23 protein-coding genes are annotated in these 24,698 nt (G+C 70.6%); 16 read left to right on the forward strand and 7 right to left on the reverse strand.

What is annotated here, in order from left to right; translation table 11 throughout:
- Positions 1 to 25: 25 nt before the first annotated feature.
- The 3 genes from ACIA8E_RS12360 to ACIA8E_RS12370 all read right to left on the reverse strand — a co-directional run bounded on the left by ACIA8E_RS12360 (position 26) and on the right by ACIA8E_RS12370 (position 2,150).
- Positions 26 to 535 carry a DUF1990 family protein gene (locus tag ACIA8E_RS12360; RefSeq protein WP_399297166.1) on the reverse strand — a complete coding sequence of 170 codons (510 nt, stop codon included), beginning with the start codon at positions 533 to 535 and terminating at the stop codon, positions 26 to 28.
- Complete coding sequence (locus tag ACIA8E_RS12365) at positions 532 to 1,494, reverse strand: YndJ family protein (RefSeq protein WP_399297168.1); 963 nt, start codon at positions 1,492 to 1,494, stop codon at positions 532 to 534. The genes ACIA8E_RS12360 and ACIA8E_RS12365 overlap by 4 nt, the downstream gene beginning before the upstream one ends.
- 152 nt (positions 1,495 to 1,646) lie before the next feature.
- Positions 1,647 to 2,150, reverse strand: a complete 504-nt coding sequence (locus tag ACIA8E_RS12370; RefSeq protein WP_399297170.1) for a cyclic nucleotide-binding domain-containing protein — start codon at positions 2,148 to 2,150, stop codon at positions 1,647 to 1,649.
- A 303-nt stretch (positions 2,151 to 2,453) separates the two neighbouring features.
- Here ACIA8E_RS12370 and ACIA8E_RS12375 point away from each other — a divergent pair, with 303 nt between their 5' ends.
- The 7 genes from ACIA8E_RS12375 (at position 2,454) to ACIA8E_RS12405 (ending at position 10,459) form a co-directional block, all read left to right on the forward strand.
- Positions 2,454 to 3,506, forward strand: coding sequence for a chitinase (locus ACIA8E_RS12375; protein ID WP_399297172.1), 1,053 nt, complete (start codon positions 2,454 to 2,456; stop codon positions 3,504 to 3,506).
- A gap of 108 nt (positions 3,507 to 3,614) precedes the next feature.
- On the forward strand, positions 3,615 to 5,681 hold the full coding sequence (locus ACIA8E_RS12380) for a SpoIIE family protein phosphatase (RefSeq protein ID WP_399297174.1): 2,067 nt from the start codon (positions 3,615 to 3,617) through the stop codon (positions 5,679 to 5,681).
- 166 nt (positions 5,682 to 5,847) lie between these two features.
- On the forward strand, positions 5,848 to 7,272 hold the full coding sequence (locus ACIA8E_RS12385) for a wax ester/triacylglycerol synthase family O-acyltransferase (protein ID WP_399297176.1): 1,425 nt from the start codon (positions 5,848 to 5,850) through the stop codon (positions 7,270 to 7,272).
- Positions 7,273 to 7,392: 120 nt separating this feature from the next.
- The gene (locus tag ACIA8E_RS12390; RefSeq protein ID WP_399297178.1) at positions 7,393 to 8,391 is read left to right on the forward strand and encodes an aldo/keto reductase; all 999 of its coding nucleotides are present in this window, start codon (positions 7,393 to 7,395) and stop codon (positions 8,389 to 8,391) included.
- A gap of 2 nt (positions 8,392 to 8,393) precedes the next feature.
- The gene (locus ACIA8E_RS12395; RefSeq protein WP_399297180.1) at positions 8,394 to 8,705 is read left to right on the forward strand and encodes an L-rhamnose mutarotase; all 312 of its coding nucleotides are present in this window, start codon (positions 8,394 to 8,396) and stop codon (positions 8,703 to 8,705) included.
- Between the two features lies 1 nt (position 8,706).
- Entirely contained in the window at positions 8,707 to 9,564 is an 858-nt protein-coding gene (locus ACIA8E_RS12400; RefSeq protein ID WP_399297181.1) for an amidohydrolase family protein, read from the forward strand.
- Between the two features lie 34 nt (positions 9,565 to 9,598).
- Positions 9,599 to 10,459 carry an Fpg/Nei family DNA glycosylase gene (locus ACIA8E_RS12405; protein WP_399297183.1) on the forward strand — a complete coding sequence of 287 codons (861 nt, stop codon included), beginning with the start codon at positions 9,599 to 9,601 and terminating at the stop codon, positions 10,457 to 10,459.
- Positions 10,460 to 10,486: 27 nt separating this feature from the next.
- On the opposite strand, the gene ACIA8E_RS12410 is transcribed toward ACIA8E_RS12405, so the two are convergent.
- Entirely contained in the window at positions 10,487 to 11,182 is a 696-nt protein-coding gene (locus ACIA8E_RS12410; protein WP_399297185.1) for a zf-HC2 domain-containing protein, read from the reverse strand.
- A 36-nt stretch (positions 11,183 to 11,218) separates the two neighbouring features.
- Between ACIA8E_RS12410 and ACIA8E_RS12415 the strand changes: the two genes are divergently transcribed.
- The 4 genes from ACIA8E_RS12415 to ACIA8E_RS12430 all read left to right on the forward strand — a co-directional run bounded on the left by ACIA8E_RS12415 (position 11,219) and on the right by ACIA8E_RS12430 (position 15,196).
- Positions 11,219 to 12,001 carry a LytR/AlgR family response regulator transcription factor gene (locus tag ACIA8E_RS12415; RefSeq protein WP_399297187.1) on the forward strand — a complete coding sequence of 261 codons (783 nt, stop codon included), beginning with the start codon at positions 11,219 to 11,221 and terminating at the stop codon, positions 11,999 to 12,001.
- 62 nt (positions 12,002 to 12,063) lie between these two features.
- Positions 12,064 to 12,426 carry a hypothetical protein gene (locus ACIA8E_RS12420; RefSeq protein ID WP_399297189.1) on the forward strand — a complete coding sequence of 121 codons (363 nt, stop codon included), beginning with the start codon at positions 12,064 to 12,066 and terminating at the stop codon, positions 12,424 to 12,426.
- Positions 12,423 to 13,904: a cation acetate symporter gene (locus tag ACIA8E_RS12425; protein ID WP_399297191.1), complete on the forward strand. Its 1,482-nt coding sequence runs from the start codon at positions 12,423 to 12,425 to the stop codon at positions 13,902 to 13,904. The genes ACIA8E_RS12420 and ACIA8E_RS12425 overlap by 4 nt, the downstream gene beginning before the upstream one ends.
- 62 nt (positions 13,905 to 13,966) lie before the next feature.
- Complete coding sequence (locus ACIA8E_RS12430; RefSeq protein WP_399297193.1) at positions 13,967 to 15,196, forward strand: sensor histidine kinase; 1,230 nt, start codon at positions 13,967 to 13,969, stop codon at positions 15,194 to 15,196.
- Between the two features lie 37 nt (positions 15,197 to 15,233).
- Here the strand turns inward: ACIA8E_RS12430 and ACIA8E_RS12435 are convergent, their stop codons facing one another.
- Positions 15,234 to 15,767, reverse strand: coding sequence for a hypothetical protein (locus ACIA8E_RS12435; RefSeq protein WP_399297195.1), 534 nt, complete (start codon positions 15,765 to 15,767; stop codon positions 15,234 to 15,236).
- 128 nt (positions 15,768 to 15,895) lie between these two features.
- On the opposite strand from ACIA8E_RS12435, the gene ACIA8E_RS12440 reads away from it, so the two are divergent.
- A complete protein-coding gene (locus ACIA8E_RS12440) occupies positions 15,896 to 16,096 on the forward strand; it encodes a zf-HC2 domain-containing protein (protein WP_376513452.1) in 201 nt (66 codons plus the stop codon).
- On the opposite strand, the gene ACIA8E_RS12445 is transcribed toward ACIA8E_RS12440, so the two are convergent.
- A complete protein-coding gene (locus ACIA8E_RS12445) occupies positions 16,027 to 16,599 on the reverse strand; it encodes a sigma-70 family RNA polymerase sigma factor (protein WP_399297197.1) in 573 nt (190 codons plus the stop codon). The two genes, ACIA8E_RS12440 and ACIA8E_RS12445, sit on opposite strands and share 70 nt — an antisense overlap.
- A 225-nt stretch (positions 16,600 to 16,824) precedes the next feature.
- Entirely contained in the window at positions 16,825 to 19,725 is a 2,901-nt protein-coding gene (locus ACIA8E_RS12450) for a glycoside hydrolase domain-containing protein (protein WP_399297199.1), read from the reverse strand.
- Between the two features lie 97 nt (positions 19,726 to 19,822).
- Here ACIA8E_RS12450 and ACIA8E_RS12455 point away from each other — a divergent pair, with 97 nt between their 5' ends.
- The 4 genes from ACIA8E_RS12455 (at position 19,823) to ACIA8E_RS12470 (ending at position 24,678) form a co-directional block, all read left to right on the forward strand.
- Positions 19,823 to 20,962: an ROK family protein gene (locus ACIA8E_RS12455; protein ID WP_399297201.1), complete on the forward strand. Its 1,140-nt coding sequence runs from the start codon at positions 19,823 to 19,825 to the stop codon at positions 20,960 to 20,962.
- A 99-nt stretch (positions 20,963 to 21,061) separates the two neighbouring features.
- Positions 21,062 to 22,054 carry an ABC transporter permease gene (locus ACIA8E_RS12460; protein ID WP_399297203.1) on the forward strand — a complete coding sequence of 331 codons (993 nt, stop codon included), beginning with the start codon at positions 21,062 to 21,064 and terminating at the stop codon, positions 22,052 to 22,054.
- Positions 22,051 to 22,971: a carbohydrate ABC transporter permease gene (locus tag ACIA8E_RS12465; protein ID WP_399297205.1), complete on the forward strand. Its 921-nt coding sequence runs from the start codon at positions 22,051 to 22,053 to the stop codon at positions 22,969 to 22,971. The genes ACIA8E_RS12460 and ACIA8E_RS12465 overlap by 4 nt, the downstream gene beginning before the upstream one ends.
- 75 nt (positions 22,972 to 23,046) lie before the next feature.
- A complete protein-coding gene (locus ACIA8E_RS12470) occupies positions 23,047 to 24,678 on the forward strand; it encodes an extracellular solute-binding protein (protein ID WP_399297207.1) in 1,632 nt (543 codons plus the stop codon).
- Positions 24,679 to 24,698 lie beyond the last annotated feature (20 nt).

Below are 24,698 nucleotides of genomic sequence, written 5' to 3' on the forward strand. Positions count from 1 at the left end.
GGCGCTGCGGAGCGACCGAGCCGGTTCAGCTCGCCGATACGATCCGGCGCAGTGCGGTGCCGAGCCGGCGCGCGTAGATTCGCTGGGCCACCGGCACGAGCGGCCCGGCGAGCCGGGCGTACCAACAGACCGGACGGGAGAACGCCAGCACGGTGAACCACACGGTGCCGTCGTCCGCCAGGTCCACCACGAAGCACTCCTCACCGCACTCGGGGTGCTGCGGACGTGTGCCGTAGGCGAAGCCGATGCGCTCCTTCTCGTACGCCGTCCAGACCACCTCGCACGGCGCGGTGAACCGGAACGGGCCGACCCCGATCGACACCCGTACGGTGGTCCCGGCCTCGGCGCGAGCCGTCGACGCCCGAACCCGGGCGCCGGAGGTGCGATGCATGCGCCAGTCGGTGACGGCGCCGCCCGCAACCTCGAAGGCGGCGCGGCCGCGGCCCACCGCGACCCGGTGGTGGAGATGGTGGTACCCGTCGGGGAGCGGGCCGAGCCGGGTGGCGCCGACCTCGGGATAGGTGAGGGTGCTCATGACGTCCTGTCTTCGAGGTCGGTGAGGTCGGTGAGGGCGGGGCCGGTGAGGCGCGGGTCCGTGCGGACCGAGGTGGTGAGGGCCGGGTCGGCAGGGGGCCGCTCGGACCGAGGACGGTCGGGCGGGGCCTGCTCGGGACGGTCCTGGAGCCGTCGCCAGGCGAGCACCGAGCAGAGCGCGAACCCCAGTGCGTTACCGAGACCGTGGGTCGCGGCCATCCAGGTCAGCGTGGGGTGGGGCAGCCCGGTCGCCTCGCCGAGCGCCCAGCTCAGCGCGAGCACCATGGTCACCACGAGCACGGCGGACGAGACGGCGAACAGCATGCGGGTGGTCCGGTCCCGGCCGCTGCCGCGAATCGTGCGCCAGGTCAGCAGGGCGACGGTCCACATCCCGGCCGTCAGCACGACTGCCCCGGCCAGCTCGGCCCAGTCGCCGATGAAGTATCCGATGAGCACGAGCAGGGTGCCCAACGGCACGCTCGACGCGGCGAACCGGCCGGCCGGGCCGTCCGCGACCCGGCAGACGAGTCCGGCGATCAGTGCGGCGGCGAACCCGGCGAAGTGGAAGTGCGGCACGGTCAGCGCGAGAATGCCGAGCCCGAAGCCGAAGAGGGTATGCCCGGAGCGTTCGGCGACCAGCGCCGTGGCGGCGACCGAAGGGGTGACCAGGGCGGTGAACAGCGCGATCTCGGCGGTGCGGTGAGCGGCGGAAGCCCGGACCGTGCGGAGCAGACGGGGCGGCGCATGCAGGGCGAGGAGTACGGCCCCGAGGGCGTAGCAGCCGGCGAGGACCGTGGCGGGTCCGCCGCGCGGCAGCCAGAGGGCTACGGCTCCAGGGACGGCGAAGAGCGGCCACAGTCGGCGGATCCGGTCGAGCTCGGGTGCCCCGGTCAGCCGCAGCCCGGCCGGTACGACGACCAGCATGCCCAGCATCACGATCAGGTCGACCAGTGCGGACATGACACACCCCCTGTCTTGAACGTGTTCAAGTAGTTGCCCGCGCCGACTCTAGAGCTTTTCTTGAACGTGTTCAAGGAGGGGTGTCGGGGATGTGTTGCCGGTTCAACAGGGGATGGTGGAACGGCGGGTGGTGTGCGACCGTGCGCGGCGCGTCAGATGTCCGCGAGGTCCTGGCCGATGTCCGCTTCATGGGCCGTATCCGCCAGGTTGCCGGACTGCGGACCATACAGGGCGAGCAGCCGGGTCCGGGTCCCGCGCAGCCGTGCCGCCACGGTCTCCGCGACGTACTTGTACAGCGCGCGGCCCAGCTCGGCGTCGTCGTCGCACAGCGCGCAAACGGCCGCGGCATCGAACTCCACGGCTTCCACCGGGTAGATCGCGGCGGCGCCGAGATGCCAAATGCGTGGCGGGAACAGCCAGGACCAGCCCAGCAGTTCGTCTCGGCCCAGCGTCTCGATCACCGCGGCGCGACGGCCGGGCACATGGAGGTCGAGTTCGACCTGGCCGGACCGGATGATCCAGAAACGGTCGGCCTTTCGGCCCTCTTCGAAGATCCGGGTGCCGACGGGCAATGACACCACGTGGGCCGCCTGGTCGAGCAGTCGCGCGCGCCCTTCGGGTGGGAGCGCGTCCAGCAGATTCTTGGCCGTTGACATTCCGTCCTCCGTCCGCCACGGATTCCGGGGCGCTGTGCACGTGGACTGCAGCCGCACCGGCACACCACCTCTAGAGAACGATATGCGCTCTTCCGCGCCGCCGCTCGGGCGCGGCAGGGGCCGTGCCGCGCCCGGCTCGTGGAGCCTCCCGCGCCGAGCGGCCCGCTCGGCGGCCTTGCCTGTCGTGGGTACAGGCCCATTGACGGAAGGTCTGGACCATTTTAGCGTGTGCATTGTCAGGTGCATGATGACAGCCATTCCGACGGTGCGGTGGGCGGCCGGCCATGACAGAAGGGAATCCGCATGTTCGGACGGACATCGCGTCTGCTCGGGATCGGCCTGGCGGCCGTGTGTCTCGTGCAGACGCTCGTCGCCGCGACCCCGAGCGCGGCGCAGGACGAGACCTGCGCGGTGAAGTCGAAGCCCGCGGGCAAGGTGCTCCAGGGTTACTGGGAGAACTGGGACGGTGCGGCGAACGGTGTACACCCGCCGCTCGGGTGGATCCCGATCACGGACTCCAGCATCACCGCCCACGGGTACAACGTGATCAACGCGGCCTTCCCGGTCATCCGCTCCGACGGCACCGTCCTGTGGGAGGACGGGATGGACTCGACCGTGAAGGTCCCGACCCCTGCCGAGATGTGCCAGGCCAAGGCGTCGGGTCTGACCACCCTGCTGTCCATCGGCGGTGCCACGGCCGGGATCGACCTCAGCTCCAGCGCCGTCGCCGACCGCTTCGTCGACACCGTGGTGCCGATCCTGCAGACATACAACTTCGACGGCATCGACATCGACATCGAGACCGGCCTCACCGGCAGCGGCAACATCAATCAGCTGTCCACGTCGCAGGCCAATCTCATCCGCATCATCGACGGTGTACTCGCCCGGATGCCCGCCAACTTCGGCCTGACGATGGCGCCCGAGACGGCGTACGTCACCGGGGGCAGCGTGGCGTACGGCTCCATCTGGGGCGCGTACCTGCCCATCGTGAAGAAGTACGCGGACAACGGCCGGCTCTGGTGGCTGAACATGCAGTACTACAACGGCAGCATGTACGGCTGCTCCGGCGACTCGTACTCCGCCGGAACCGTCCAGGGGTTCACCGTGCAGACCGACTGTCTGAACAACGGCCTGACCATCCAGGGCACCACGGTCAAGGTTCCGTACGACAAACAGGTCCCGGGTTTGCCGGCGCAGCCCGGCGCCGGAGGCGGCTACATGGCGCCGAACCTGGTCTCACAGGCCTGGAACACCTACGGCGGCGGGCTGAAGGGCCTGATGGACTGGTCGCTCAACTGGGACGGGTCGAAAGGGTGGACGTTCGGGGACAACGTCAAGGCGCTCCAGGGGCGCTGAATTCGGCGGGACAGCGGTGCGGCGGAGGGGGCCCGGCGACCGGGCCCCCTGGCGTCCGGCGACCGGGATCATTCGAAGAATCGGACAATTGATGGCAGAGTGACCCGCATGGATGATCGGGTTGCGGGTGCCCTGTCACTCCCGGACGGCTGGCCCGCCCACCCGGATCTCAGCCTCGCCCTGAACCGTATGGGCAGCTTCGACTGGGACCTCGACAGTGGCCTCATGCATATGGACCGGCCCGCACTCGACGTGTTCGACCTGCGCGTCGACGAATACGACGGCCGGCCGGAGAGCCTCGGTCCTCGGGTGCCGACCGACGAGGCCGCACGGCTCGATGCCATGGTGTCCCAGGCCCTCAAGTGCGGGCAGGCCAACTACGGTGCCTACTTCCGCATACTCCGGCGTGACGGCACGCTGCGCTGGACCCACACCCAGGGCTTCATCCGTCGCGACGAGGCCGGCCGCCCCCACCGCATCATCGGCATCGTCCGGGACGCCACCCAGGAGCTGGCCGACTCCACCGCCCGGCGGGAGCTGGACGAGGAGCGGCGCCGCCGCACCAGCCTGGTCGAGACCACCACGGCCGCCCTGGCCCATGCCCGTACCGTCCAGGACGTCATCGACGTCCTGAAGAACTCGCAGGGCCTCGCCCACCTCGGTGCCACCAGTCTCGTCGTGGGGCTGGTCGAAGCCGGGCGCATCCACCTCGTCGCGGACGGCCCTGCGGGGTCCTTCGTGCCGGGCACCCGTTTCACCCGTACGGACGAGCCGTACCCGATGAGCGAAGTGATCCGTACGCTCAGGCCTCGTTTCATCGTGTCCGCCGAGGACTTCGCCATCTCGTACCCGATCCTGTGGCCGCACATCAGCGGTCTCGGCATCACCTCCGCCGCCTATCTGCCGCTGATCGCCCAGGCCCGGCCCATCGGTGCACTCGGACTCCTCTACAGCGACAAGGACGGCTTCGAGGGCGACGAACGCAATCTGCTGGTCGCGCTCGGCAGCTCCATCGCCCAGAGCCTCCAGCGGGCCATGCTGTACGAGCAGGAGCACGACCTCGCCGAGGGGCTCCAGCAGGCCATGCTGCCCCGCCGGATCCCCGAGGTGCCGGGCGCGCAGATCGCCGTGCGGTACCGCTCGGCCCGGCAGGGGCAGGACATCGGGGGCGACTGGTACGACGTCATTCCGCTGCCCGGCGGCCGCGTCGGCGCCGTCATCGGGGACGTACAGGGCCATGACACACATGCGGCGGCCGTCATGGGACAACTGCGCATCGTGCTCCGCGCGTACGCGGCGGAGGGGCACAGCCCGGCCACGGTCATGGCGCGGGCCTCCGCGTTCCTCCACGAACTCGACACCGAACGCTTCGCGACGTGCACGTACGCCGAGGTCGACCTGACCACCGGGGTCATACAGCTGGTCCGGGCCGGTCATATCGATCCGCTGGTCCGGGACGCAGACGGGAGCTGTCGCCGGATGCCCGTCGAGGGCGGGCTGCCGCTGGGCCTTTCAGCCGAGTTCGGAGGGCTCGAGTACCCGGTCAGCACGATGGAGCTGGACCCGGGTCAGACGATGGTGCTGTACACCGACGGCCTGGTGGAGCTGCCCGGCGTCGATCTCGACGAGGGGATGCAGCTGCTGGCCGCCATGATCCGCAACGGTCCTCAGGACCTCGAGCAGCTGGCCGACCAGCTCTGCGAGGAGGTCGACGAGTGCGGCGGTGAGGACGATGTGGCGGTGCTGCTGCTGCGCCGCAGGGCCGCGCACGCGCCCCGGCCGGGCGGCCGGCTCCAGCAGAATGTGCCCCAGAACGACCCGGAGGCGCTGATCTCGTCCCGGCACATGATCCGGGCCGCGGTACGGGCCTGGGGCGCGAAGGAACGGGCGGACGAGGTCGAGCTGGCCGCCGACGAGCTGATCACCAATGCGCTGACGCACACCGACGGCGGGGCGATCGTCACCATTCGGGTGCTCACCGGCCCCATGCGGCGCCTGCGGGTCGATGTCGAGGACCGGTCGAGCGCACTGCCGCGACGCCGGGACGCGGGCGAGACCGGGGTGTCCGGACGAGGCCTGATGCTGGTGGACCGGCTGGCCGACACGTGGGGTGTGGAGTCCCGCGGCACCGGCAAGTGTGTCTGGTGCGAATTCATCATTCCGGAGCGCGAATGACGGGTCGGGCGGAGGGGCTGAGCCGGTGGAGGGAGCGGGCGACACTACCAGACAGTAACAGAACGTAACATGTCTGTACTTGACCGTAACCGATCGAGGGGGATTGACTGCGACTGCGGCAGTCGTTGACTCCGGCAATCTTTGTCTTCGATGACATGAGGACCCGTTGGGCACTGAGCTACTGGCACCTCTCGATCTGGCGTTCTGGCACCTCGAATCCGATGCGCACCCGATGCACCTCGGAGCGCTCGCCGTCTTCTCGCCGCCCCCCGCTCCCGCGCCCGCCGTCGATGCGGAGGCGGTACTGCGGCTGCTCGGCACCCGCGCGGCTGCGATCCCCCGGCTGCGGATGCGTGTACGGGACGTCCTGCTGCCGGTCGGCGGCGCCGCCTGGTCCGTCGACAAGGACTTCGACGTGTACCGGCACGTCAAGCGAGTGCGGCTGCCCCAGGACGAGGTGGATCCGGCGGGCGGCGGGTTCATGGCAGGGGCCACCCGGCTCGCCGGTGAGCTGATGGAGCAGCCTCTCGAACGCGGGCTGCCGCCCTGGCAGATGTACGTCATCAGCGGCGCCGACGACGGCCCCTTCGCCGTGCTCGTGAAACTGCATCACGCCCTCGCCGACGGAATGCGCGCGGTCGCCATCGGCGCCGGGATCTTCGACGAGATCGCCTCCGTCGGGGCCCGCGCCCGCGGCGGCGCGAGCACCCGCCTGGCGCGCCCGGTCCCGCCCCGCTCCTGGATGCCCGGGCCACGCCAGGTGGTCGGCTTCGCGCTGGGCCGGATCGAGGATCTCGGCCGGGCGTTCGGTGTCGGCGCTTCCGTCGTACGGGCCAGCCGCCTCGATCTGCGCGGCGCCCCCGCACTTACCGCGACCTCCAGCGGCACCCGGCGACTGGCCACCACCGACCTGGACGCCGAGGCCGTCCGCCGGATCCGCCGGATCGTCGGCGGCACCACCAATGACGTGCTGCTCGGCGTCGTCGCCGGGGCGCTCCGCCGCTGGATGCTGGAGCGCGGCGACCAGCTGCCCGACGCCGACCCACGCGCCCTCGTCCCCGTCTCCCGGCGCAGGCCCGGTGCCACCGCCGCCACCGGGAACCGGCTGTCCGCCTATCTGCTGGGCCTCCCCGTCTCCGAGGCCGACCCGTGGAACCGGCTGCGCGCAGTCCGTACGGCCATGGACCGCAACAAGGCGGCCGGACCGCTGCGGGGCGCGGGTGCGGTCGCCGTACTCGCCGATCAACTGCCTTCGCTGGCACACCGCTTCGGCGCCCCGCTGGCGGGCAGCGCGGCCCGGATGCTCTTCGACGTACTGGTCACCAGTGTGCCCCTGCCGCGCTCGGCGCTCTCGCTCGGTGGCTGCCCGCTGCAGGCCGTCTATCCGATGGCGCCGCTGGCCCGCGGCCAGTCCCTGGCCGTCGCCCTGTCCACGTACAGCGGCCGGGTGCACATCGGTCTGGTCGCCGACGGCAAGGCGGTCCCGGACCTGGAGCGGCTGGCCCGCTGCGCCGAGGACGAGCTGGAGGAGCTGCTCGCCCTGATGCCCGCGGACCAGAGCGCCCACCTGTCGGAAGGCGTTCGCCTATAGGTCGGATAAATTTCCTCGTACAAGTGCTATGTGATGGCGTTCAGGGAGTTGACGCGCCCAAGTGATCCGATGAATATTCGTTGTGCAGAAACAGCGATCATCGGGGAGGGCGGCAACGGCATGCGGCGAAACAGGCTGGGAAGCAGTGCGGTCGAGGTGACCGAGCTGTCCTTCGGGGCGGCGGGCATCGGCAATCTCTTCCACGAGGTCGATGCCGCGCAGGCCGCCGCCGCCGTGGACGCCGCCTGGGACGAGGGCGTCCGCTACTTCGACACGGCACCGCACTACGGGCTCGGCCTCTCCGAACGCAGGCTCGGCGAGGCCCTGCGCCACCGGCCCCGGGACGCGTACGTGGTGTCCACCAAGGTCGGACGGGTGCTCGACCCCCTGCCGGCCGGCGAGCCGGCCCCGGACGACGGTCTCTCCGAAGGCTTCGCCGTAAGGGCCACCCACCGACGCCGATGGGACTTCAGCGCCGACGGCGTACGCCGCAGCATCGAGGACAGCCTCGAACGGCTCGGCCTCGACCGGATCGACATCGCCTATCTGCACGACCCGGACGACCACGCCGAGGAGGTTTTCCGCACGGCCTACCCGGCCCTGGAGAAGCTGCGCGCCGAAGGTGTTGTCGGCGCCATCGGCGCGGGCATGAACCAGACCGCGATGCTCACCCGCTTCCTGCGCGACACCGACGTCGACACCGTGCTCTGCGCCGGTCGCTACACCCTCCTCGACCAGTCCGCGCTGGCCGAGCTGCTGCCCGAAGCAGCCGCGCGCGGCCGCGCCGTCGTCGTCGGCGGGGTCTTCAACTCCGGGCTGCTCGCCGACCCGCGCCCCGGCGCGACCTACGACTACGCCGCCGCCCCGATGACCCTGCTCGACCGGGCCCTGCGCATCAAGTCCGTCACCGAGGCGCACGGCGTACCGCTGCGCGCCGCCGCGCTGCGCTATCCGCTCGCTCACCCGGCCGTCGCCTCGGTGCTCGTCGGCACCCGCTCGCCGGACGAGATGCACGACGCCGCCGACCTGCTCTCCCGTGAGATCCCGGACGCCGTCTGGGACGACCTGCGCGCGGAGGGCCTGCTCACCGAGGGCCCGCTCGACGAGGACGGACGCTGATCATGAGGATCGCCCTGCACACCAAGGTCCGTGCCGACCGTATCGAGGAGTACGAGGCAGCGCACCGCGAAGTCCCCGCGGAACTCACCACCGCGATCCGCGCGGCGGGCGCCACTTCGTGGACGATCTGGCGCAGCGGCACCGACCTCTTCCACGTCATCGACTGCGCGGACTACGCCCGGCTCCTCGCGGAGCTGGAGCAGCTCCCCGTCAACGTCGCCTGGCAGGCCCGGATGGACGAGCTGCTCGATGTCTCGCACGACTACTCGTCGGACGGCGCCGCTGCCGGTCTCCCCGTCGCCTGGGAGCTGTGACATGACCGGCCGGGAACGGATCGTCGACGCCCACCACCACGTATGGGACCTGGCGGTACGCGACCAGGAGTGGATCACCGGGGACGAAATGGCCCCGCTCGCCCGCACGTTCACCCTCGCCGACCTGGAGCCCGAGGCCCGCGCCGCCGGGGTGTATGCCACCGTCCTCGTCCAGACCGTCACCGTCCCCGGGGAGACCCCCGAGTTCCTCGCCCTCGCCGACGGCAACGACCTCGTCGCGGGCGTCGTCGGCTGGACCGACCTCACCGCGCCCGACATCGCCGACACCCTGGCCGCGCTGCGCGAACTCCCCGGCGGCGACCGGCTCGTCGCCATCCGCCACCAGGTCCAGGGCGAACCCGACCCCGAGTGGCTGCTGCGCCCCGACGTCCGTCGCGGGCTGTCCGCCGTGGCCGCCGCCGGACTCGTCTACGACCTGGTCGTCCAGTCCCATCAGCTGCCCGCCACAGTCTCGGCCGCCGCCCTGCTGCCCGAACTCACCTTCGTACTCGACCATGCCGGCAAGCCGCCCATAGCCACCCGGAGCCTGCACCCCTGGGCGGCCGACCTCAAGGCCCTGGCCGGCCACCCCAACACCGTCTGCAAGCTCTCCGGCCTGGTCACCGAGGCCGACCTGCGCTCCTGGACGGTCGACGACCTCCGCCCGTACGCCGACACCGTTCTCGACGCGTTCGGGCCCGACCGGCTGATGTTCGGCTCCGACTGGCCGGTCTGCCGGCTCGCGGCGAGTTACGCGGAGGTCGTCGACGCGGCCCGCGCCCTCACCGAGGACCTTGCCGAGGACGAGCGGGCGGCGGTCTTCGCGACCACCGCCGAGCGGGTGTACGGACTTCGATAGGCACGGGCCCGTCGGGTGCGGCACCCTGGGAACCATGCCCGAACTACCGGAGGTCGAGGCCCTGCGGGTCTTTCTCGACGAAAACCTGGTCGGCAAGAAGATCGCCCGCGTCCTGCCGCTCGCCGTCAGCGTGCTCAAGACCTACGACCCACCGCTCTCCGCCCTGGAGGGCGGCACCGTCACAGGCGTCGCCCGGCACGGCAAGTTCCTGGACATCGGCGTCGGCCCGCTGCATCTGGTCACCCATCTCGCCCGGTCCGGCTGGCTGCACTGGAAGGACAGCTTCCCCGCCACCCCGCCGCGACCCGGCAAGGGACCCCTGGCGCTGCGCACCGTACTCACCGGTGGTGACGGCTTCGACCTCACCGAGGTGGGCACCACCAAACGGCTCGCCGTGTATCTGGTCCGCGACCCGGCCGAGGTGCCCGGCATCGTCCGACTGGGGCCCGATCCGCTCGACGACGCCTTCGACCGTGACGCGTTCGCCGCGCTGCTTGCCGGGGAACGCCGTCGGATCAAGGGCGCTCTGCGCGACCAATCGCTGATCGCGGGCATCGGCAACGCCTACAGCGACGAGATCCTGCACGCCGCGAAGATGTCACCGTTCAAACTGACCGCGAGCCTCACCGACGACGAGACCACCCGGCTGCACAGCGCGCTGCGCACCACGCTCCGGGACGCCGTGGCACGCTCCAGCGGAGTGGCGGCCGGAAAGCTGAAGGCGGAGAAGAAGAGCGGGCTCCGCGTCCACGGCCGCGCCGGCGAACCCTGCCCGGTCTGCGGGGACACCATCCGGGAGGTCTCGTTCAGCGACTCGTCGCTGCAGTACTGCCCGACCTGCCAGACGGGCGGCAAACCGCTGGCCGACCGCCGGCTCTCCAAGCTGCTCAAATAGCGCGCCGCCGCGCTCACCGCCGGTCCCTCAGCGAGTGAGTTGCAGCAGCCGTCGTCCGTCCGCCGCACGGATCTCGAAACGGTCGATGGCCGCCGGGTGCAACGCAGCCCCGCCCTGCATCGACAGCGGATTCTTGTCCGGGCCCGCCACCGACCAGGTGGTGACGGTCTCCTCGCTGCCGTCCCGCCCCACCGCGACCAGTGCGCACACCCCCGCCAACGGCACGCGCGACACCTCCAGGCCGACATCCGTGCCCCACTCCTTCGCCCCGGTCGTCACCACGGCCGCCAGCCCCGTGGACCGGTCGGCCGCCGCCCACCGCTGCACCTGCGCCTGCCCCGGAGGCCCGGCCGACTCACCGACCACCACGAGCGGCCCGCCCACCGCGAGGACCACCGCCGCCGCCACCAGCGCCAGCCGCCGCCTGCGGCTCCTGCGCCGCGCGGCCACCACCGCACCCACCGCACGCCGCATCAGCTCCGGGCCTGCCCGTACCACCGGATCCACCCCCGGAGGCGTCCGCCGCACATGCTCCGCGAGCACCGCAGTCACCGCGCCGAACTCCGCCGCCCGGACTTCGCACAGGGGACACTGGGCCAGATGCTCCTCGAAGCGGAAGGCATCGGCAGCGCCGAGCACGCCCAGTGCATAGGCGCCGACATTGCGATGAGGTTCCGGGGTGCGCATGCCGTCTGGTACGGACCGGGCCCGTGAATCACTCAAGCCAACTCCACCGGACACGCTCTACACTCCGGCCTCATGCTGCGCGTACTGGCCGTCGACGACGAAGCACCCGCCCTGGAGGAGCTGCTCTACCTCCTGCGCGCCGATCCGCGCATACGCAGCGCCGAGGGCGCCACCGGGGCCACCGAGGCGCTGCGCCGGATCGGCAGCGCCGTCGACGTGGGGCCTGACGACCCGTCCGCCATCGATGTCGTCTTCCTCGACATCCACATGGCCGGCCTCACCGGACTCGATGTCGCCCAGTTGCTGGCCGGGTTCGCCGCGCCCCCGCTCATCGTGTTCGTCACCGCCCATGAAGGCTTTGCCGTCCACGCGTTCGACCTCAAAGCCGTCGACTACGTCCTCAAGCCCGTGCGCCGCGAGCGGCTCTCCGAAGCCGTGCGCCGCGTCGCGGAACAGATCGGCGACCGCTCCGCACCCGCGCACGCCACGCCTGTCCACTCCACCGCCGTCCACGACACCGCGGCCGACCAGATACCCGTCGAACTCGGCGGAGTCATCCGGTTCATCCCGGTCGACGACATCGCATACGCCGAAGCGCAGGGCGACTACGCGCGGCTGTACACCGCCACCGGCAGCCACCTCGTCCGTATTCCCCTCACCACCCTCGAGGAGCGCTGGCGCTCGCGGGGCTTCGTGCGCATCCACCGCCGCCATCTCGTCTCCCTCGCGCGCATCGACGAGCTGCGGCTCGACGCGGGCACCATGAGCGTCCGCATCGGCACCGCGGAGCTCGCCGTGAGCCGACGTCACACCCGCGCGCTGCGCGACCTGCTGATGCGGCGGACCGGCCGCTGACCAGGGCCTACCCGGGTTCGAACCCTTCCCAGACCGCCCCCGGCTGCGTACACTCCGGGCCCATGTCCGCAGAGTCGACGCCCCGGCGTGAAGTGGTGACGGGGGAGCCCCGGCGGGTGCGCCCACTGCCGCGATACCGCACCCAGTCGGAGATCGACGAGCAGACCGCGCTCGGTGGCGCCTATGTCCGGTCGCTGATGCGCAGTCAGCTGCGTGCCGGACTCACCGCCTTCAGTGTGCTCGCCGTGGTCGCCGGTACCCTCCCGTTGGTCTTCGAGGCCCTGCACAGTGCCGCCGTCGTATGGGCGGTCCTCGGCTTCGCCGCCTATCCGCCGCTGACCCTGATCGCCTGGTGGTACGTGCGGCGGGCCGAGCGTAACGAGCGTGACTTCGCGCGGCTCGTGGAAGGCCGCCCCGCACAGTGAGCCGGACATACGCGGTGGCGGCCGTGGCCGCCGTCGTTCTCACCACCCTTCTCGTCGGCGGTTTCGGGCTGCGCATCTCCCGTACCACCTCGGACTTCTACGTCGCCTCCCGCACCGTCCGGCCCCGGCTCAACGCTGCCGCGATCAGCGGCGAGTACCTCTCCGCCGCCTCCTTCCTCGGCATCGCGGGCCTGGTGCTCGTGCACGGGCCCGACATGCTCTGGTACCCGGTCGGCTACACCGCCGGCTATCTGCTGCTACTGGTGTTCGTCGCCGCGCCGCTGCGCCGCTCCGGGGCGTACACCCTGCCCGACTTCGCCGAGGGGAGGCTCGAATCGCGGCAGGTGCGCAGGCTGGTGAGCGTCCTCGTCGTCGGGGCGGGCTGGCTCTATCTCGTACCGCAGCTCCAGGGCGCCGGACTCACGCTGAAAATCCTGACCGGTGCGCCCGGCTGGCTCGGCGATGTGCTCGTCGCGTCGGTCGTCGTGACGGCCGTCGCCGCGGGCGGCATGCGGTCCATCACCTTCGTGCAGGTCTTCCAGTACTGGCTGAAGCTGACCGCGCTCCTGGTCCCCGCGATCTTCCTGGTGCTGGCCTGGCACGGCAGCGGGCACCCCCGGGGCACCTTCGACGAGCAACTGTCCGTCTTCCGCGCCGACCACCCCCTGTACGCCACGTACGGGCTGATCATCGCGACGTTCCTCGGCACCATGGGGCTGCCGCACGTCGTCGTCCGCTTCTACACCAGCCCCAACGGCCGCGACGCCCGCCGCACCACCGTCGTCGTGCTCGCCCTCATCGGCACGTTCTATCTGCTGCCGCCCGTCTACGGAGCGCTCGGCAGGGTGTACGCCCCCGAGCTGATTCACGGCGGAGACGCGGACGCGGCGGTGCTGCTGCTGCCCGAGCGGGTCATCGGCGGACTCGGCGGGGATCTGCTCGGCGCGCTCATCGCCGGCGGCGCGTTCGCCGCGTTCCTGTCGACCGCCTCCGGACTCACCATGGCCGTCGCCGGAGTCATCACCCAGGACGTCCTGCCGTCGCGCGGGGTGCGGCACTTCCGGCTGGCCACCGTGCTCGCCATGTGTGTCCCGCTGGCCGGTTCGCTGATGGTCAGCCGGGTGCCGGTGGCGGACTCGGTGGGGATGGCCTTCGCCGTGTCGGCGTCGTCGTTCTGCCCGCTGCTGGTCCTCGGTATCTGGTGGCGGCGGCTCACCCCGCCCGGAGCGATCGCCGGGCTGCTGCTCGGTGGCGGCTCGGCGTTCCTGTCCGTCGCCATCACCGTCAGCGGTGCGGCGCGTCCGCCGGGATGGCCGCACACGCTGCTCGCCTGGCCCGCCGTCTGGTCGGTGCCGGTCGGCTTCCTCGCGATGGTTCTGGTGTCGCTGGCCACGCCCGGCCGCATCCCGCCCGGGACGAACGCCGCGATGACGCGCTTCCACCTGCCGGAAGCGCTGATGCCCGGCAGACACCGATGACTTGGGGCCGCGATGACTGAGGAACGCGATGCGCCGGGGGCCTCGACACCTGGGGGACAGCCATGACCGGGGCCGGTTACGCCGTACTCGTCCTGCTCGTGCTCCTGCTGTTCGGCGGCGGCTTTCTGCTCGGCCGCCGTACCGCCCGCCCCGTTCGCACCAGCGACGTCGGCACCCCCGTCGAGCACGCCACCTTCGAGACCCTGCACACCGCCTCGCTCGCCGCGCCCCCGCTGCGCGCCGGACTCACCGAGGAGAGCGCCCGTAAGTCCGCCCGCAGGCTGCGTTCCCTGCTCGGCACCGACGCACTCTGCCTCACCGACCGGGACCGGGTGCTCGTCTGGGACGGCGAGGGCGACCACCACGGCAAGCACGTCATGGACCAGGTGCGGGGCCTCCTCGCGAGCGGTCGCGACACCGCCTTCCACAGCGAGTGCGACGACCTGGACTGCCCGCTGCGATGGGCCGTCGCCGTGCCGCTGACCGTCGACCACCGGGTCCTCGGCACCCTGATCGCCTACGCCCCGCGCGAGTCCGCAGTGCTGGCCAGGGCGGCCGGAGAGGTCGCCCGGTGGGCCTGCGTACAGCTGGAACTCGCCGAACTCGACCGGTCCCGGACTCAGCTCATCGAGGCCGAGATCAGAGCCCTGCGCGCCCAGATATCCCCGCACTTCATCTTCAACTCCCTCGCTGCCATCGCGTCGTTCGTCCGCACCGACCCCGAGCAGGCCCGCGAGCTGCTGCTGGAGTTCGCCGACTTCACGCGATACTCGTTCCGCAGCCACGGCGACTTCACCACCCTCGCCGACGAGTTGCACTCCATCGATCAGTATCTGGCGCTCGTACGGGCCCGCTTCGGCAAGCGACTCTCGGTCAGGCTCCAGGTCGCCCCCGAAGTGCTGCCCGTCGCACTGCCGTTCCTCTGTCTCCAGCCGCTCGTCGAGAACGCGGTCAAGCACGGCCTCGAAGGCGCCGTCACCCTTCCCCGAGACCTCGACTCCCGTCGAGCTGGGGAGACCCCGATCCGCATCACCATCAGCGCCCTGGACGCGGGCTCCGAGGCGGTGGTCGTCATCGAGGACGACGGCACCGGCATGGATCCCGGACGACTCCGGCAGATCCTGCGCGGCGAGGGCGGCATCTCCACCGGCATCGGGCTGCTCAACGTCGACGAGCGGCTGCGTCAGGTGTACGGCGACGACTACGGGCTCGTCATCGAGACGGGGATCGGCGCAGGGATGAAGATCACCGTGCGTCTGCCGAAGTACCGCGCCGGGGTCCACGGTTCGTGACCGCCATCAACGGCGGCACCCGCCGGGCGCGCAGCGGTCAGTACAGGTGGATCGCCAGATGCCCCAGCGGCAGTCCCAGCTGCCAGGCCGGCGTCCACACCTGGGCCGTCTCCTGCAGCCACTCCAGATCCTCCTCGACATCGACCGGCTCCCACGGCGCCGGACCGATCGCATCGAGGTCGGCCGCGAGCAGCTCGGTCTCCTCCAGCCACCGCCACGCGACGCGGGCCAGCGCCAGATCGGGGTCCGGTCCGCCTCGCTCACCGTCCGGCGCCGGAGCCGCTGCCAGTGTGTCGAGCCGCTCGCATACCCATCTGCGCCAGGCGGTCCCGTACGCGGTCAGCAGCCGCAGCTCGTCCATCCGGGTCGCGGGCAGGGCATCGGCCACGCCTCCGTCGGAGAGAAAGATGGTCAGGGCGAGCGCATCGCGCCCCGCGCGGTACTCCAGCGTCGACGGCTCCATCAGATCGCCGGTCCGCAGCAGCTCATCGGCGATGTACTCGGCGTACATCCAGGCCATCGGGACCAGCAGCCCGCCCCCACTGGTTCCATCCGTACGTTCCGGACGCATCCCGTCTCGCCTCTTTCTCTTCTCGGCACCGGGCTACACGCAGCATTGAACCGGGGGAGCGCGCCCCGCGTGGCCAGAAGGACAGGATCCGTCGGACCGGATCCGTCACAGACAGACATGAGGTTGCGATGACCGCCGATCCCGGGGAGGGCCCGCATGTGCGGCAGCTGCTCGGCGCCTATGTTCTCGACGCGCTCACGCCCGGGGAGACCCGTCGCGTCTGCCGCCATCTGCGGGAGTGTGACGGCTGCGCCGCCGACTATGTGGAGGTCGCGGAGGCCGCGGCCCTGCTCGGCCTGGTCAGCGAGGAGGACCTGCTCGGGGAGTAGCCGGGCAGATTACGGGACAGCAGGCGCAGCGCGTAGTACGAGCGGGACTTGACCGTGCCCGCGGGAATGCCGAGCACCTGCGCCGTCTCGCCCACGCTCAGCCCGCGGAAATATATCTGCACCAGCACCGCACGGTGCTCGGGGCTGAGCGTGCGCACCGCCTCGCGCACATCGAGCGCGGCGACGGTGGACTCCGTGGAGTCCTCCCGGTCCGGGGCGCTCTCCAGCGCGATGTCGCCGACCTCGGCCGGCCGGGCCTGCCGGGACCTGCGCGCGTCGATCGCGAGGCGCCGCGCGACGGTGAAGAGCCAGGGCCGCATCGAGTCGTACGGACCGTCGAGGGCCTCCGGGTGCTGCCAGGCCCGTACCAGCGTCTCCTGGAGGAGGTCCTCGGCCCGCTGCCGGTCGCCGAAGGTCAGACCGAGCAGGAAGTGCAGGAGCGCGGGACCGTGTTCGCGCTGCAACTTCGCGAGGGCCTTTTCATCGGTCGTCGTCGTGGTCATCGTGCACGCCCTTCCCCGCGGAGGCCCTTGCCGCCGCGCCGCTGCCTGCGCCGTATACGAACGCATTCGCGCCGAGACGAACAGCAGATGCACCGAGGCGTGCGACGAGCGGTCGCACAGAGCGGCGAATGGTGCGGTGAACGGTCGGGCGGACGCCGAGTGGGCTCAGGGCCTTCTTCGGCACCCCCGGCCCGTCCTCGGCCGCGGCGGCCGAGGACGGGCCGGTCAGCGGGGCACCGGAGCCGGCCGTACGGACAGCAGCCAGCCGCGTCCCGGCGCCACCGGCACCCGCTCACCCGCCGCGAAGGAGCGTTCCGGCTGGAACCCCTCGATCGCGGGCGCATACGCCGCCACCGGGCCGTCGGCGTCCGTCAGGACACACCCCACCGGTTCCGCCGCCCATGACGCGACCGCGGTCACCGTCCCGCCGGGTCCCTCCCAGGTGGAGGCGAGGACATCGTCCCGCCCGGTGGAAACGGGAGGTTCGTCCGCCCACCAGCCGGTGAACTCGGCCTCGGTGAGGCGTAGTTCGTCGAGGGCCCGCCATATCGGCCGCACATCGGTCATCGGTGCGCGCGCCGTCATCCCGAAGACCAGGCCCCGCCACGGGTTGCCGCCGCCCTCCAGCATCTCGCCCATCAGCCCGAACGGGATCCCCGACAGCTCCACCAGCCAGTACGCGGGATCGGCTCCCTCGTAGTCGAACAGCTCGCCCAGCCAGAGGCGGTCGGTGTACGGCATCAGTTCCGCGTAGAGATTGGCGCTGGACGCGAAGCCGTCCGGCTCCCGGTACTGGTTGCAGGAGTGCAGATCGACCAGGGGTGCCGTGTCCCCGGAGCGGGCCAGGGTCTTGCGTACGCGCTTCATGGTGGTCCGGTCGTACGCCACATCGTCGAGATAGAGGCCGTCGACCCCGATCCGGCGGCGCAGCCGGTCGATGCCGCACACATAGGAGTTGTGCCACCGCGAGTCGCCCGAGGTCACGACGGCCACATCGGCGACGTCGGGTGCCACCCAGCCGGGGACGTAGTCCGTGCCCAGATGCTCGTGCAGCCAGGCGTGTCCGCCGCCGGGCCCCGGCGCCAGCACTTCGCTTCCGAGGGATGCCAGGACGGGCAACTCCGGGTTGTGCCGGGTGAGTTCACGCACCGTGTCGTACACCTTGACGCGGATGCCGAGCCGGTGCGCCTCGGCGGTGTACTCCTCGAGCACATCGGCAGCGAGCAGGGGGTCGTTCAGGTAGGGGTTGGGCGGGGTGGCGTGGTGGAGGTTGACGACGTTCGCGCCGTAGGCGGCGATCTCGGCGGGGGAGGCGTATGCGTGGAAGTACCGCTCGGCGAGTTGGCGTCGCACCCGGATCGGCTTGAACGGCGTGAGCAGGAGACGCAGTTCGAAGCAGCGGCGCTCCCCGGCGGCGAGCCTCAGCGGGCCGCTGTACGCGGTCAGCGTCCGCACCCCGTCCGCGGTGCGCAGCCGGATGCCGCCGTGCCCGTCGCCCGCCCAGGAACGCGGTGCGACGAGTGGCTTCTCGCGGTAGTAGTTGGTGTTCAGCGGCCGCGCATAGTGCTCGTCGCGCAGCGACACCTGGATGCCGGCCGAGGGGGAGCCGAGCCAGAGGGAGTCCTGATTGCGCGTGGGGGTGTCCCACTGCCAGTCGTACGTCTCCGGGCAGACCTGCCCCGGCAGTCCGAGCCCCATTGCGTACCGGGCGATCGCGGCAACGACCGGCACATCGAGCCGTACGTCGAGGGCGAGGTCGTCGACCGCCTCGACGGTGGTCCGTACGACAAGGAAGCCGTCGGCCTCCAACTCGCCCTCGGTGGCGAGACGGAGCCCAGGACCGGTGGCTTCGGTGGACCAGCGCACCCGAGCCGGTCCGGTACGGTCCACCTTCACCGGAACCCGGTCGAGCGGGCGGCCGACCGTGAGCGTCACCGGCCCGGCCAGCAGATCGCGCTCCGGCCCGTCCGTGCCGGTCACCGCCGAGGTGAACGAGGAGGTGAGCCGCTGCGGCAGCCCGTCGGGGCCGATCTCGACCGCCCGGCCGAGGATCTCCAGCCGGCTTCCGGCCACCTTCACCGGGGTGAACGGCGGGACGACTTCGTCGTCCTGGCCGAGCGTCGAGTCCAGCCAGCGCAGCCGGGCCAGACGTGCCGGATCCCCGGCGCCGTGGTCGTCCACGGTCCGCGGATCCACGGTGATCCGCAGCGGCAGCACCTGCTCGCCGGCGCCGTCGGCGCGTACGGCGACCTCGCCCTCGTACGTCCCGGGCTCCGTGTCCGCCGGGACGTCCAGGCCGAACCAGAGCACGTGTACGCGCCCCGCGTCGATGCCGATCCGATGCTCGAACGGCAGCCCGCGTGCGTCGGTGCCGCCGGCGGTGAGCGACCGGACGGGGAAGGGCAGCCCGCGGACCTCGGTACGGACCTCCGTCAGCGCCCGCACCGCGTACACCCCGGTCTGCAGCACATAGAACTCGCCCCGCGCCGCCGAACCCGAGAACGGCGCGAACGGCACGGCGCCCGCCCAGCGGGCGGGCAGCCCGTCATACCGGCCGAGCGGGCGCTCGCGGTCCTCGCCGAACAGCAGGAACGGCTCGTCCGGGTGGGCCGCGGTCAGCGCCGCGCACTCGCCGGCGGTGGCCGCGAACCCCATCGGGGCGAAGGAGTCGACGGCGCTCACGGCCTCGTACCGGAACGCCTCCGCGCGAGGCAGCGTGGCCCAGACCCGCTCCGGCCGATGCAGCCCGCACCGATGCACCCAGCCGGGTTCGGCGGTCCGTGTCGGCTGCCGGTACGCGGCCTGCGGATAGTACGGCCGGCCGGTATGCGCGTACGGCAGGTAGTGCACGGCGTAGTCACCCTCGCCCTCCACTGGCTCGAAGGCGATCCGGCCGTGCCCGGCCGTCACCTCGATCGGCACAGTGTTCCGCACCCGCCGACCGGACGGCGCGAGCACGATGACGTCCACCGCAGCGGGGTCCGGATCCCGGCGACGCCATGGCAGTTCGGCCCCGAACACCGGGCCGCCCGAGGGCGCGCGTACCAGGATCCGGTGGTTGCCGTACATGTCGCTGTCCCATGATCCGAGCCCGCACTCCAGCTCGGGATGGCCCTGCTCACCCATGTCCGCACTCCCTCAAGGGCGCTATTTATTAGGTAAGTTGCTCAATCGCCATGGGCCACCATGGAGAGACTTCGATCACGCTGTCAAGGGAGAGGCCATGGACCGGGGTGGGGACGCCTCGCTGCTGCGCCGACTGAACACGGCCGCCGCGCTACGGGTGATGCGGGAACGCAACGAGGTCACCGTGCCGGAGCTCGCCGGGCTGATCGGGGTGTCCCGGCCGACCGCCCAGGACCTCACGGCACAGCTGCTGCGCGAGGGCAGGCTGGTGGAGCTGGAGGCCAGCAGCGGCGCCGTCGGCCGCCCGGCCCGCCGGTTCCGCTTCCGGGCCGAGGCGGGTCATGTCGTCGGCGTGGACATCGGAGCGCACAAGGTGCTGGTCCACGCCGTGGACCTGCTCGGCCGCACGGTCGCCGCGCAGCGCGTCGTGGTCACTCCCGTCATGACCGCTCGGCGGCGACTCAAGGCCGTCCGCGGGGCGATCGAGACCTGCCTGGCCAAGCCGGAGGCCGCCGGGGTGCGCCCTCTGGCCACCGGGATCGGCACCAGCGGCATGGTGGACCTGGCGGGCCGGGTGGTGCGGAGCACCGCGCTGCCCGGCTGGACCGGACTCGACCTGGGCCATGAGCTCGCCGGCTGCGCGCCGGGGCCGGTGTTGGTCGGCAACGACATTCAGCTCGCGACGCTCGCCGAATGCGCCGGGGGAGTGGCCGTCGGCGTACGGGACGCCATCTACCTGTACGTCGGCAACCGACCCGGCATCGGCCTGTGGCTGCACGGCCGGCTGCACCGGGGCCACGGCGGTGCAGCCGGCGAACTGCTGCCCCCGGACGGCTGGTCGGCGGCATACCGGCGGCTGCTGGACTGGGCCGCCGGACACCAGGGTGCCGAGCTGCCCACCCGGAACAGCGCCGCCCGCGCCGTGGTCGAGGCCGCGGCCGCGGGGGACGGCGGCGCACGGTACGCCCTGCGCGCCTTCGCCGAGTCGCTCGCCGAATGCCTGGCGCCACACGTTGCCGCGCTCGATCCGGAACTGGTGGTGCTCGGCGGCGGCATCTCCCGGGCCGGCGCGCTGCTCAGCGAGCCGTTCGCCGCGGAACTCGCGGGCCGCTGCCCGAATGCGCCATCCGTGCGGAACTCCGCACTGGGCGAGGAATCAACTGCAATCGGGGCAGCCCGGCTGGCATTGGAACACATCGATCACGCCGTGCAGAAAAGTCCAACTGCCCAGGACTGATTGGCTGTTGACCTACGGGTTCGGCACTTCGATGATGTGGCCACTCTTTTCGGAAAGTTGGTTTCTAAATTCGTCGAGCCGCCAGGCCAGGGAGTACGTGTGACATCCGCCGCAACAGCGCGCAGCCCACGGGCTGCGTCCCCACCCGAGCCCAGGGCCGAGAGCGGTCGGCCCCCGCTGCGGCGCGTACCCCTACGGGTGCGGCTGCGCAACAACTGGGTGATGCTCGCCCTGATGGCCCCGGGCCTGCTCTTCTTCGCCGTCTTCTTCTACGTGCCGATGCTGGGCAACATCGTCGCCTTCCAGGACTACCAGCCGTTCATCGGCTTCAAGGACAGCCCCCTGGTGGGACTGGCCAACTTCCAGGAAATGTTCGCCGATCCGGCGTTCTGGGAGTCCGTACGCAACACCCTTGCCTTTGCGGCGCTGCAACTGATCTTCTTCTTTCCGGCGCCGCTGGCCCTCGCCCTGCTCATCAACAGCCTGGTCAGCAGCCGCGTCAAGAGGTTCGTGCAGAGCGTCGTCTACCTTCCGCACTTCATCTCCTGGGTGCTGGTCGTCGCCCTCTTCCAGCAAGTACTCGGCGGCGCCGGACTGATCAGCAACTTCCTTCGTGACCACGGCCTTTCGGCCCTCGACGTGATGACCGACCCCGGTACCTTCCCCATGCTGATCACCGCGCAGGTGATCTGGAAGGACATCGGCTGGGGCATGATCATTTATCTGGCGGCGCTCGCCAACGTCGACCAGAGCCTGTACGAATCGGCCGCCGTGGACGGTGCCGGACCCTGGCGGCGCATGTGGCATGTCACGCTGCCGGCCGTCCGCGGAGTAACGATCATGCTGCTGGTGCTGCGCCTCGGCGACGTACTGTCCGTCGGTTTCGAACAGTTCCTTCTGCAGCGCGACGCGGTCGGCGCCCGGGCCGCCGAGGTACTCGACACCTATGTCTACTACCACGGCGTGGTCTACGGCGACTGGGGCGTCGGCGCCGCCGCCGGCCTGGTCAAGGGCGTGGTCGGCGCGCTGATGATCTGGGGCGCCAACCGGCTGGCCCACGCATTCGGAGAGCAAGGGGTGTACAGCAGATGAGCATCGGACTGTCCTTGTCGAAGCCCCGGACCGCGGACCGCCAGGCCGCCTGGGAGGAGCCGCCCACCCGGCTGGGATCGGCGGCCAAGGCCGTCGTGATCACTGTCATCGTCGCTGTGATGACAGTGCCGTTCCTCATCGTGCTCTCCACCAGCCTCGCCTCCCGCGAGGAGATCACGGCCGCCGGCGGGTATGTCCTCTTCCCGACCGAACCGACCCTGCAGGCCTACCGAACGATCCTGTCCGGCGGACTGGTCACCCGCGCCGTCACGGTCAGCGTCCTGATCACCGGCGTCGGCACGGCACTCTCCCTCCTGACGACCATCGCCCTGGCCTACGCGCTGAGCAAGCGAGGCGTCCCCGGCAGCAAGCCCGTCCTGCTGCTCGTCCTGTTCACGCTGCTCTTCGCCCCCGGCATGATCCCGATGTACGTCCTGGTGAGGGAACTCGGTCTGCTCGACTCCTACTGGGCGCTGATCCTGCCGGGCCTGGTCAACGCCTTCAACCTGGTGGTGATGCGGGCGTTCTTCATGAACATCCCCGACGAGCTCTACCAGGCGGCCCGGATCGACGGTGCGGGCGACTGGCGGATCCTCACCCGGATCGTGCTGCCGCTCTCCAAAGGCGTCATCGCCGTCGTCGGGCTCTTCTACGCGGTGACGTACTGGAACGCGTTCTTCAACGCGATGCTCTACCTCAACGACTCCGGGAAGTGGCCGGTCCAACTGCTGCTGCGGACCTATGTGGTGCAGAACAAGCAGATGGCGGCCGATCAGCTCGGCGTGGCCCATCTGCCGCCTCAGCAGTCGATCTCCATGGCGGTCGTCATGATCGCGCTGATCCCGATCCTGCTGCTCTACCCGTTCCTCCAGAAGTACTTCACCAAGGGCGTGCTCACCGGCGCGATCAAGGGCTGACCCGCGCCCGCTCCTCGCCGTCCTCCCCTCACCCGTCCCCCCTCTCACCCTGTTGCGGAGATTTCCATGACCGGCATGTCCCGACGCACTTTCCTGGGCCTGAGCACCGCCGTCGCGGCGGGCGCCGCCGCCACGGCGCTCACCGGCTGCGGTTCGTCCACCGGCCACCGGACCGAAGCCGCCTCGGCAAAGGTGAAGCTTCCCGCGTACGCCCCCTTCACCAAGGTCACGCCCGATCTGCCGGCCAACGCGAAGGGCCTCTCCGCGGGCTATCTCTCGTACCCCAAGGAGCTGATCCGGAGCGTCCCCAAGGCTCCCGGCGACGGTTCGAAGGTCACCCTGCTCACCGAGATCTGGACCCAACCGCCGCTCCCCGAAGGTTCCAACGAGCACTGGCAGAAGATCAACAAGGAGCTCGGCGTCGACCTCTCCGCGATCCTGGGCACGGATCCCGGGTACGAGGAGAAGTTCTCCGCCACCGTCGCCGGCGGGGACCTGCCCGACCTGATGTGGATACCGCCCAACCAGGGCATCCAGCACATTGCCGAGTTGCTGGAATCGAAGTGCGCCGACATCACCGACTACGTCTCGGGTGACGCGGTCAAGGACTACCCGAACCTCGCCGCGATGACCCCCGCGCACTGGAAGACCGCCGTGGTCAACGGCAAGATCTGGGGTGCGCCGAGCCCCTACCCTGCGTTCGGCCAGGTCTACGCCGGCAACCCCGAGGTCTGGGAGAAGGCGGGCGGCCTGTCCGCGGGCAGCCCCGACGAGTTCCTGGCCAAGTGCAAGGAGGTCACCGGCGGCAAGGTCTGGGCGCTGGAACCGATCTATGTCAATGCCGTCAGCGTGCTGAGCCAGTGCTTCGGCACCCCGAACAAGTGGCGGCAGAACAAGGACGGCTCGCTCACCTTCTGGCAGGAGACCGACGAGTACCTGGCGGCACTGGACTTCGTGCTCAAGCTCAAGCAGGCCGGCGTCTTCTACCCCGGCGACCCCAAGATGGCCGACGCCTATCTGAAGATGGCGCAGGGATCCATCGGCGCCACGGTGTTCGCCAATCCGTCCGGCGGCCGTGCCAACCTCCGTACCAACGACCCGTCGCTCGCGGCGGAGATCCTGATCCCGTTCGCCGCGGGCGGCCGGCAGCCGAACCACCACTACCACCTGGGCACGATCGGCTACACCGCCATCAAGAAGGGCAGCGAGAAGCGGGTACGGATGCTGCTCGGCGTGCTGAACTACCTCGCTGCGCCGTTCGGCAGCAAGGAGCGAGAGCTCCTGGAGTTCGGCACCGAGGGAGCCGACTTCACGTACGACGAGCAGGGCTTCCCGCAGCGCACCAAGAAGGGGAAGCAGCAGGTCGAGGGGTTCTACAGCGGACTGGCGACCGCGACGACCGCACCGTTCGCACTGCTGCCCTCGGCCTTCCCCGGCACCCACGGCCCCGAGGACGTGAAAGCGACGTACGCCGTCGAGCAGAAGCTCATCACGACCGCCATCGCCAACCCGACGGTTGGCCACTACTCCGACGCGTACACCGAGCACTACGGACGCATGTCGACCGAGGCCACGGACCTGGTCAACGACATCGTCAGTGGCCGCAAGAAGATCGGCGAGTGGAAGCCGTTCTGGACCGGGTGGCGCCCCAAGGGGCTGGACCAGATGGCCCGGGAGTTCCAGAAGTCCATCGAGAAGAACGCCTGACCGCCCGGAAGGCGGGGCCC

Origin of the sequence: Streptomyces sp. NPDC051664, assembly GCF_044453545.1 — a bacterium.
Classification (GTDB): domain Bacteria; phylum Actinomycetota; class Actinomycetes; order Streptomycetales; family Streptomycetaceae; genus Streptomyces.